The sequence below is a fragment of the Agromyces sp. C10 genome, from assembly GCF_023217995.1.
Classification (GTDB): domain Bacteria; phylum Actinomycetota; class Actinomycetes; order Actinomycetales; family Microbacteriaceae; genus Agromyces; species Agromyces indicus.
In genome coordinates, this window is sequence record NZ_JALPSX010000006.1 from 230,228 (window position 1) to 239,959 (window position 9,732).

The 9,732-nt window shown below is 73.0% G+C and carries 9 protein-coding genes; all 9 read right to left on the reverse strand.

Annotated elements, in window-relative coordinates; genetic code table 11:
- Positions 1-12: 12 nt before the first annotated feature.
- Positions 13-918, reverse strand: a complete 906-nt coding sequence (gene xerD / locus M1L56_RS09090) for a site-specific tyrosine recombinase XerD (protein WP_248598960.1) — start codon at positions 916-918, stop codon at positions 13-15.
- Positions 918-1,559: an NUDIX hydrolase gene (locus tag M1L56_RS09095; RefSeq protein ID WP_248598961.1), complete on the reverse strand. Its 642-nt coding sequence runs from the start codon at positions 1,557-1,559 to the stop codon at positions 918-920. Before M1L56_RS09095 ends, xerD begins: the two co-directional genes overlap by 1 nt.
- Positions 1,552-3,210, reverse strand: coding sequence for a CTP synthase (locus M1L56_RS09100; protein ID WP_197466913.1), 1,659 nt, complete (start codon positions 3,208-3,210; stop codon positions 1,552-1,554). Before M1L56_RS09100 ends, M1L56_RS09095 begins: the two co-directional genes overlap by 8 nt.
- Positions 3,211-3,420: 210 nt before the next feature.
- On the reverse strand, positions 3,421-5,115 hold the full coding sequence (gene recN / locus M1L56_RS09105) for a DNA repair protein RecN (protein WP_248598976.1): 1,695 nt from the start codon (positions 5,113-5,115) through the stop codon (positions 3,421-3,423).
- A complete protein-coding gene (locus tag M1L56_RS09110; RefSeq protein WP_282573416.1) occupies positions 5,108-6,064 on the reverse strand; it encodes an NAD kinase in 957 nt (318 codons plus the stop codon). The genes recN and M1L56_RS09110 overlap by 8 nt, the downstream gene beginning before the upstream one ends.
- The gene (locus M1L56_RS09115; protein WP_248598963.1) at positions 6,019-6,834 is read right to left on the reverse strand and encodes a TlyA family RNA methyltransferase; all 816 of its coding nucleotides are present in this window, start codon (positions 6,832-6,834) and stop codon (positions 6,019-6,021) included. The genes M1L56_RS09110 and M1L56_RS09115 overlap by 46 nt, the downstream gene beginning before the upstream one ends.
- The gene (locus M1L56_RS09120; RefSeq protein ID WP_248598964.1) at positions 6,831-7,016 is read right to left on the reverse strand and encodes a hypothetical protein; all 186 of its coding nucleotides are present in this window, start codon (positions 7,014-7,016) and stop codon (positions 6,831-6,833) included. The genes M1L56_RS09115 and M1L56_RS09120 overlap by 4 nt, the downstream gene beginning before the upstream one ends.
- A gap of 70 nt (positions 7,017-7,086) precedes the next feature.
- Entirely contained in the window at positions 7,087-8,118 is a 1,032-nt protein-coding gene (locus tag M1L56_RS09125; RefSeq protein ID WP_248598965.1) for an HAD-IIA family hydrolase, read from the reverse strand.
- Positions 8,115-9,605 carry a primosomal protein gene (locus M1L56_RS09130; protein WP_248598966.1) on the reverse strand — a complete coding sequence of 497 codons (1,491 nt, stop codon included), beginning with the start codon at positions 9,603-9,605 and terminating at the stop codon, positions 8,115-8,117. The genes M1L56_RS09125 and M1L56_RS09130 overlap by 4 nt, the downstream gene beginning before the upstream one ends.
- Positions 9,606-9,732: the final 127 nt, after the last annotated feature.

The window sequence follows — 9,732 nt, forward strand, 5'->3', positions numbered from 1 at the left end:
GCTTGGTCGATTCTAACGAGCGCGGGGGTGCGCGGTCGTGTACATCTCCCGGAGTGTATCGGCCGTGACGAGCGTGTAGATCTGCGTGGTCGCCACGGAGGCGTGTCCCAGCAGCTCCTGCACCACGCGCACGTCGGCGCCGCCCGCGAGGAGGTGGGTCGCGAACGAGTGCCGCAGCGTGTGGGGTGAGACGGATGCCGCGACGCCGGCCCGTTCCGCGGCATCCTGCAGCACCTGCCATACGGCCTGCCGCGACAGGCGGCGACCGCGCGTGCCGAGGAAGAGCGCGGGCGTGGCGGGGTCGCGCGCGGAGAGCACGGGACGGGAGCGGACCAGGTAGGCGTCGATCGCACGGCGGGCGTAGCTGCCCACGGGCACGATGCGCTGCGTGCCGCCCTTGCCGAAGAGCCGCACGACCTCGTCGTCGACGAGGTCGTCGACGTTCAGCGCGGTGGCCTCCGACACGCGTGCGCCGGTCGCGTAGAGCAGTTCGAGCAGGGCGACGTCGCGCAGGGCGATCACGTCGTCGCCGACGCGCGCGGCCTCGATGATGGCGGCCACCTGCTCGACGGGGATCGCCTTGGGCAGCCGCGTGGGCTGCTTCGGCGGCCGCAGTTCCCGGGACGGGTCCGTCGGCGTGCGCCCCTCCTCGGCGAGGAACCGGTGCAGGCCCCGCACCGCGGAGAGCACCCGCGCGATCGACGACACGGCCAGGCGCGGCTCGCGTTCAGCGCTCAGGTGGCGGAGGAACGCCGACAGGTCGGCTTCGGTGGCTCGCTCGGGGCCCTCGATGCCGGCCGAGTCGAGCCACGCCTCGTAGATCGCGAGGTCGCGCCGGTAGGAGGCGAGCGTGTTGCGCGCCAGGCCGCGTTCCACGGTGAGGTGCCGCAGGTAGTCGTCGACCGCGCGCGAGTCCACTAGGCCTCCGGTCGGTTGGCGGGGTGGGCCGGCCACGGCGCGTCGGCAGGGGCGAGGCTCCGCCACCCGCGGTCGCGGGCCGCGGCCGCGGCGAGCACGCCGATGGTGAGCGACGGGTTGCCGAGCCGCCGCGCGAGCACGGCGTCGACGCAGTCGTCGAGCGGCACCCAGCGCAGCTCCATGTCCGCCTCCTCGTGCTCGCGGTCGAACGGGGCGTCGGTGGCGCGCACCTCTCGGGCGAGGAAGATGCGGATCGCCTCGCTGCTGCCGCCGGGGGTCGTGAAGTAGTCCGCCAGCACCGCCCAGTCGGATGCCACGAGGTCGGCCTCCTCCGCGAGTTCGCGCTTCGCGGCCTCGAGCGCGGGCTCGTGCTGCACGTCGAGCAGGCCCGCGGGGATCTCCCAGTCGCGCGCGCGGACCGGGTGGCGGTACTGCTTGATGAGCAGGACGCGCTCCTCGTCGTCGAGCACGAGCACGGCGACCGCACCGGGGTGGTCGACGTACTCGCGTTCGATGCGCGTCGCGTCGTCGCCGTAGGCGAAGGCGTCGCGGCGCACGTCCCAGATCCGCCCCTCGAACACGGTCTCCCGGTCGAGGAGCGGCAGGTCGACGAACTCGTCGGTCGGCTGCGACTCAGGCATTCTCGACGTCGAACAGGAGGCTGGCCTGCTGGCGCTCGAGGGCCGCGGCGACGAGCCCGCGGAAGAGCGGGTGCGCGTCGTTCGGGCGGCTCCGGAGCTCGGGGTGCGCCTGCGTCGCGACGTAGAACGGGTGCGTCTCGCGGGGCAGCTCGACGAACTCGACGAGGTGCCGGTCGGGCGACATGCCGGAGAAGACGAGGCCCGCTTCGGCGATCCGGTCGCGGTAGGCGTTGTTCACCTCGTAGCGGTGGCGGTGGCGCTCGGACACGTCGGTCGAGCCGTACAGCTCGGCGACGATCGAGCCCTCGTCGAGCTTCGCGGGGTAGAGGCCGAGGCGCATGGTGCCGCCCAGGTCGCCGCCCGCGATGATCTCGACCTGCTCCTCCATCGTGGCGATGACGGGGAACTCGGTGTCGGGGTCGAACTCGCTCGACGACGCGCCGGGGAGGCCGGCCACGTTGCGGGAGTACTCGATGACCATGCACTGCAGGCCAAGGCAGAGCCCGAGTGTCGGGATGCCGTTCTCGCGCGCGAAGTGGAGCGCACCGAGCTTGCCCTCGATGCCGCGGACGCCGAACCCGCCGGGCACGAGGATGCCGTCGAGGTGCGCGAGGCGCTCCTTGGCGCCCTCGGGCGTGCGGCATTCGTCGGACGGGATCCACTCGATCCGCACCTTGGTCTCGTTCGCGAAGCCGCCCGCGCGGAGCGCCTCGGTCACCGACAGGTACGCGTCGGGGAGGTCGATGTACTTGCCGACGAGTCCGATGGTGACCTCGTGCTTCGGGTCGTGCACGACCTCGAGCAGGTCGCGCCATCCGGACCAGTCGACGTCGCCCGCCTGGTCGCCCAGGCCGAGCGCCTCGATGAGGTAGGCGTCGAGCCCCTGGTCGTGCAGCATCGTCGGGATGTCGTAGATGGACGGCACGTCAACCGCGTTCACGACCGCGGCCTCGTCGACGTCGCACATGAGCGCGATCTTGCGCTTGTTCCCCTCGGTCACCGGGCGGTCGCTGCGCAGCACGAGCGCGTCGGGCTGGATGCCGATCGAGCGCAGCGCGGCCACCGAGTGCTGCGTGGGCTTGGTCTTCTGCTCGCCCGACGCACCCATGAACGGCACCAGCGAGACGTGCACGAAGAACACGTTCTTGCGTCCGAGTTCGTGGCGCACCTGGCGCGCGGACTCGATGAAGGGCTGCGACTCGATGTCGCCGACGGTGCCGCCGATCTCGGTGATGATCACGTCCGGCTTGGGCGTCTCCGTCGCCTGGAGGCGCATGCGGCGCTTGATCTCGTCGGTGATGTGCGGGATGACCTGCACGGTGTCGCCGAGGTACTCGCCGCGGCGCTCCTTGGCGATGACGGTGGAGTAGATCTGCCCGGTCGTCACGTTCGCGGCCTGCGACAGGTTGATGTCGAGGAAGCGCTCGTAGTGCCCGATGTCGAGGTCGGTCTCGGCGCCGTCGTCGGTGACGAACACCTCGCCGTGCTGGAACGGGTTCATGGTGCCCGGATCGACGTTGAGGTAGGGGTCGAGCTTCTGCATCACCACCCGCAGGCCCCGGGCCGTGAGGAGGTTGCCAAGGCTGGCCGCCGTGAGTCCCTTGCCCAATGAGGAAACGACACCGCCGGTCACGAAGATGTGCTTGGTCACGTCGTTCGTGAGGTCAGTGTTCGAAATGTCTGCGCCGCGATCATCCACCACGGGCTCCCAGTCTATGCGACTCCCGGCTGGGAATGCCCCGACATGCGGAGTCCGCTCGGCTCGGTCGGGCGGTCCGGGCGTGTCGCCGGGTCCGGCGCGAATGACGGATGCCGCTGGCGGGCCGGCTCCGACCTGAGCCCGCCGTGGACCGATCGAAGGTCAGGCCGCCGCGTCGGCGATCTCGAGGAGTTCGCGCGCGTGGGCGAGTCCGCTCTCGGAGTCGGCGAGGCCGGAGAGCAGGCGCGCCATCTCCGCCTCGCGGTCCGCGCCGTGCAGCTGGCGCACGCTCGAGGCGGTGACGCGGCCGTCGGTGCCCTTCACGACGCTCAGGTGGTTGGTGGCGAACGCCGCGACCTGCGCGAGGTGGGTGACCACGATGACCTGCGCCCGCTCGGCGAGCCGCGCGAGCCGGCGGCCGATCTCGATGGCTGCAGCACCGCCGACGCCCGCATCGACCTCGTCGAAGACGAAGGTGGGTACCGGGTCGGCGCCGGCGATGACGACCTCGATCGCGAGCATGACGCGAGAGAGTTCGCCGCCGGACGCGCCCTTCGCGACCGGACGCGGCTCGGCGCCGGGGTGCGGGCGGAGCAGGATCGACACCTGGTCGCGGCCGTTGGGGCCCGGCTCGTCCGTGCGGTCGACGGACACGGTGAGTTCGGCGTCGGGCATCGCGAGCGCGGCGAGCTCGGCGGTCACGGCGCCCGCGAGCCGCTCGGCCGCCGACTCCCGGAGCGCGCTGACCCGGTCAGCGAGCTCGCCGACCTCGGCGGCACGTCGCTCGACGGCCTGCTCGAGCTCGGCGATGCGGTCGTCGTCGCCGTCGAGTTCGACGAGACGCAGTCCGCCGTCATGGCGGAAGGCGAGCACCTCGTCGAGCGACCCGTGCCGGCGCATGAGGCTCGCGAGCACGGCCCGACGCTCCTGGACGGTCTCGAGCTCGGCCGCACCGTCGGCGTCGAGGCCCGCGAGGTAGCCGGACAGCTCGGCCGCGGCATCCGCGAGTGCGAAGCCGGCCCCGGCGACCGCCTCCGCGATCGGCGCGAGCGCGGGATCGTGGGAGACGACGCGGTCGACGTGGCGGCGGGCCGCTTCGACGAGGGTCACGGCGTCCGGCGTGTCGTCGGCCGGCGCTTCGGCGGAGATGAGCTCGTGCGCCTGCGCGGCGGCGAGTCGCAGGTCCTCGAGGTTCGTCAGCCGGTCCGCTCGCTCGGCCAGCGTCGCGTCCTCGCCGGGCTGGGGATCGGCCGTCTCGATCTCCTCGAGGGCGATGCGGAGCTCCTCGGCTTCGCGGGCACGCGTGTCGTGCTCCTCGCGGAGGCGCGTGAGCTCGTCCGCGTCGGATCGCCAGGTCCGGTAGGCGGTGCGATACGCCTCGAGTGCGGCCGCGAGATCGGCGCCGGCGAAGCGGTCAAGCGCGTCGCGCTGGGCGGCGGTCGAGCGCAGCCGCTGCTGGTCGGCCTGCCCGTGCACGACCACGAGGTGGTCGGCGAGCTCGCCGAGCACCCCGACGGGTGCGCTGCGTCCGCCCACGATGGCGCGGCTGCGGCCCTCGGCGGAGACGGAGCGGCCGAGGAGCAGTTCTCCCCCGTCGAGGTCGCCGCCGGCGTCGGCGACGCGCTCGGCGACGGTCTCGGGGTCCTCGAGGAGCCAGCGTCCCTCGACCCACGCCTGCTTCGCGCCGGCCCGGACGGTGGCGGCGTCGGCGCGGGCGCCGAGGAGCAGCCCGAGTGCCGTCACGACCATCGTCTTGCCCGCTCCGGTCTCGCCCGTGACGGCGGTGAAGCCGGGTCCGAGCGGCAGCGTCGCCTCGGCGATCACGCCGAGGTCGCGGATGGCGAGTTCCTCAATCACCGGCAACCGGCCCCCTCCACCCCGTGACGGGGAGCTGGAACTTGTTGACGAGCCGGTCGGTGAACGGAGCCTGGTGCAGGCGTGCCAACCGGACGGGCACGGGCGAACGGCGCACGATGACCCGAGCACCCGGCGGCAGCTCGAACATGCGTCGCCCGTCGCACCAGATCACGGCGGATGCCTCGGTGCGCTGGAGCACCTCGACCGCGAGCGACGAATCCGGCCCGACCACGAGCGGTCGGGCGAAGAGCGCATGAGCGCTGAGCGGTACGAGCAGCAGCGCCTCGACGGCCGGCCACACGACCGGTCCGCCGGCCGAGAAGGAGTAGGCGGTCGAGCCGGTGGGCGTGGACATGACCACGCCGTCGCAGCCGAACGACGACAGCGGGCGCCGGTCGACCTCGATGACCACCTCGAGCATCCGCTCGCGCTCGGCCTTCTCGACGGTCGCCTCGTTGAGGGCCCAGCCCTCGTAGACGACGTCGTCGCCGACCTTCGCCCGAACCGAGAGCGTCATGCGCTCCTCGACCGTGTAGTCGCGGGCGACCGCTCGGCCGACGGTGTAGCCGAGGTCGTCGCGCTCGCTCTCGGCGAGGAACCCGACGTGCCCGAGATTGACACCGAGGAGGGGCACCGGGTGCTCGCGCGTGAGTTCGGCGGCCCGCAGGATGGTGCCGTCGCCGCCGAGGACGATGACGAGCTCGAGGTGCCTGGGCGACACCTCCTCGAGACGGCGCACCATCCCCTCGAGCTCGGGGAGCTGGCGGAGCACGTCGTGCCACTGCTCGGCGGCGATGACCGGGACGGCGCCGGCGGCGACCAGCTGCCCGCACACGTCGGCCGTCGCCTCGAGGGCGGCCTGCCGGCCCGTGTGCGACACCACGAGGAAATGCCGTGCATCGCTCACGCCGTGACGCCTCCCGTCGCTTCTCTGACCCGACCCGACCATTCTGACGGATCGCCACCTCGGGTCGGGCTGAGGAGCACGAGCACCTCGCGATTCCCGTGCGTTCCCGCGATTGGGGAGGACTGCACGCCGGCGGTCCTCAGGCCGAGGTCGTGGGCGGCCCAGAGCACGCCCGTGACGGCGTCCTCACGCGCGGCCGGGTCGCGGACGACGCCCTCTCGCGTGTTGCTGCGACCGACTTCGAACTGCGGCTTGACGAGCAGCACGAACTCCGCCGTCGGGTCCGCGGTGTCGCGGAGCGCCGGGAGCACGGTCGCGAGGGAGATGAACGAGAGATCGGCGACGACGAGGGTCGGTCGCTCGTCGACGCCGGTGAGCCGCGCCAGCGTCACAGGGTCGAGGTGGCGCACGTTGCATCCCTCGACGGCGACGAGTCCGGGCGTGCCGGCCAGTTGCGGCGAGAGCTGCCCGTGGCCGACGTCGACGGCGAGCACGGTCCTCGCCCCGCGCTCCAGCAGCACCTGGCTGAACCCGCCCGTCGATGCGCCGGCGTCGAGCACCACGCGACCGGCGGGGTCGACGCCGAACGCGTCGAGCGCGGCGATGAGCTTGTGCGCGGCGCGGCTGACGTAGTGGTCGGATGCCGCGACCTCGAGCACCGCATCATCGCCCACCCGGTGGGCCGCTTTCGTGACCGGTCGCCCGTCGACGCTCACCACGCCGTCGGCGATGAGCGCGGCGGCGTGCGTGCGCGACCGCGCGAGCCCGCGCGCCGCGAGCGCGGCGTCGAGCCGCTCACCGCCGCCCGTCATCCCGCGGCGCGAGCCGGGTCGGACCGCTCGAGTTCGGCGCGGAGCCGCTCGGCCAGTGCGTCGTAGCCGGCCGCGCGCTCCTCGAGCGGCGCGGCCTCGATCCCCTCGAGCGCATCGGCCGTCGCCTCGGCGGCGTCGGGGTCGTGCTCGGACGCGTCGCGCTCCAGGTCTGCGGTGCTCACCCTTCCACGGTACCCGGCGCCGCCCACGCGGCGGTCGCCGACACGGAACGATCAGCGGGCCCGCGAGAGGTCAGCGGTAGAGCCGCTCGGGCACCTGGAGTGCATGGATGGCCGTGCCGCACTCCCAGATGGCGTGGCACGCGGCACGCAGCAGGTCGAGCGGGTCGTCGCCGTCGCGCTCGATCTCCACCGTGCGTCCGGTGACGCGCACCGACGCCCGGCCCACGCTGACGGCGCCGCGTCGCCGCTGGACCTCGGGGTACGGCTCGTGCAGGCCGCGGAGGTCGCCGAGGATGAAGTCCGGCCGGCTCGCGGCATCCGCGGCGAGCACCTGCTTGGCCCGGTCGATGCCCGTGAGCACGACCGCCGACGCGATCCCGGCGCGGTTCGCCCCGCGGATATCGGTGTCCAGCCGGTCGCCCACCATGAGCGGGTTGGACGCTCCGAAGCGATCGCGCGCGACGTCGAAGATCGGCGTCTCGGGCTTGCCGGCGACCTCGGGGAAGCGGCCTGCCGCGGTGTGCACGGCCGAGACGAGCGTGCCGTTGCCGGGAGCGACGCCGCGCTCGACGGGGATCGTCCAGTCCATGTTCGTCGCGATCCACGGGATGCCGCCGGGCTCCCCCGGGCCGCCGTGCGCGTTCAGCGCGAACGTCGCCTCGGCGAGCTGGCGCCAGCCGACGTCGGGGTGGAATCCCTGCATGACCGCGTCGGGGCCGTCGTCGGCGGACCGCGTGACGCGGTAGCCGCCGCGCTCGAGCTCCGCGACGATGCCGTCCCCGCCGACCACGAGCACGAGGCCGCCGGGGGCGACGGATGCCGCGAGCAGCCGCATCGCCGCCTGCGGCGAGGTCACGACCGCGTCGGGGGTCGCGTGGAGCCCGAGCGACGTCAGGTGCGCCGCCACCTGCGCGTCGGTCCGCGAGGCGTTGTTGGTGAGGTACGCCACCGGACGGGACTCCGCGACGCGGTTGAGACTGTCGACCGCGTGGGGAATGGCGTGCGGGCCGGCGTAGACGACGCCGTCGAGATCGGCGAAGATCGCGTCGGCGCCCTCGAGCGGCGAGGCGCCCTCGCGGCGCCGCGCGAACACGGGACTCATGGGCGCTCGGGCTCCCCCTCGTCGGGGTCGTCCGATGCGTCATCCGCCTCGAGGTCGGCCGTCTCGGCGAGGACCGCCGCCACTTCGGGCTCGATCGCGTCGGCGGGGTCTCCGGCCTCGGACTCCACCTCAGCACCCGCGGCCGGCTCGTCGGACTCCACGGACGGCGGCGCCGGAACGTCGACACCGCTCGGCTCGGTGCCCTCGAGGTCGAACACCTCGATGAGATCGAGCCCTTCGCCGGCCAGGGCCGCCTCGGCGCGGCGGGCGCGATCCCGCCAGGCAGCCGCGTCGTCGGCACGGCCGAGTTCCTCCAGCACCTCGGCGTACGCCGAGAACAGCGCCGGACTGTACGAGAAGGCTCGGTCGGGGTCCAGCTGCGGGATCTCGAGCTCGGCGAGGGCCAGCTCCGGCTGCCCGAGGTCGAGTCGGGCTCCCGACATGGCGATCGCCAGGGCCACCTGCACGGATGCCGGCAGCGTCGAACGGTCGACGGAGCGGCCGAGCTCGAGCGCGCGATCCGGCCGGCCGACGCCGCGCTCGCTGTCGACCATGAGCGGCAGCTGCTCGTCGCTGCCGGAGATGCGGCGATACGTCCGGAGCTCTCGCAGTGCGAGCGCGAAGTCGCCGGTCGCGTAAGCGGTGATCGCGAGCGTCTCACGGACGATCGCGATGCGCCCGGCCCGGCGAGACGCCGAGAGGGCGTGCCGGTGCGCGAGCGCCGGGTCGTCCTCGAGGGCCTCCGCCGCCGCGACCAGGTGACGCGCGACCCAGTCGGCGTTCTCCTTCGTCAGCGTCTTGAGCTCCGCGCGGGCGCTCCGGTCGAGGTCCTTCGGCTGGATGCGCTCGGGCACCTCCGGGTCGTCGTGCCGCGGACGCACCTGCAGCTCGGCGGCACCATACCGCTCGGGACGGGCACCGGCATCCTCCCGCGGGCGACGGTCAGCCGACCGGTCAGACGGCCTGCGGTCACCGTCGCGCTGCGGACGCGACCCGTACGGCTTGCGCTCACCATCACGGTCCGGACGCGACCCGTACGGCTTCCGCTCGCCGTCGCGCTGCGGACGCGACCCGTACGGCTTGCGCTCACCATCACGGTCCGGACGCGACCCGTACGGCTTCCGCTCACCGTCGCGCTGCGGACGCGAACCGTACGGCTTGCGCTCACCATCACGGTCCGGACGCGACCCGTACGGCTTCCGCTCACCGTCGCGCTGCGGACGCGACCCGTACGGCTTGCGCTCACCATCACGGTCCGGACGCGAACCATACGGCTTCCGGTCGCCGTCACGCTGCGGACGCGAGCCGTACGGCTTGCGCTCACCGTCGCGCTGCGGACGCCGATCCGAATCGCGTCGCTCGCCGTCGCGATCGGGGCGCTGACGGTAGGGCTGCTTCCGCTCGCTCCGGCCCTGGTCGGTGTCCCGTGGTCGTCGGTCGTTCCGGGGACGCTCGTCGCCCGGGCCGTGCTGCGTCGAATCGCTCACGAATCTTCCTGTCGTGTGGGGAGCCGTCGTGGACTCAACCGTACTGCCGGGCTCGGACCGGCGCCTTAAACGCGGAATGGCCACCCGCCGGCGTTCGCTGTTGAACGCAGTGGGTGGCCACTCCTCA

Bases quoted from the DNA above. Each gene is read 5' to 3' on its own strand.
- M1L56_RS09125 (WP_248598965.1), bottom strand. From the start codon at position 8,118: ATGAGTCCCGTGTTCGCGCGGCGCCGCGAGGGCGCCTCGCCGCTCGAG.
- M1L56_RS09095 (WP_248598961.1), bottom strand. From the start codon at position 1,559: ATGCCTGAGTCGCAGCCGACCGACGAGTTCGTCGACCTGCCGCTCCTC.
- M1L56_RS09110 (WP_282573416.1), bottom strand. From the start codon at position 6,064: ATGGTCGGGTCGGGTCAGAGAAGCGACGGGAGGCGTCACGGCGTGAGC.
- M1L56_RS09115 (WP_248598963.1), bottom strand. From the start codon at position 6,834: ATGACGGGCGGCGGTGAGCGGCTCGACGCCGCGCTCGCGGCGCGCGGG.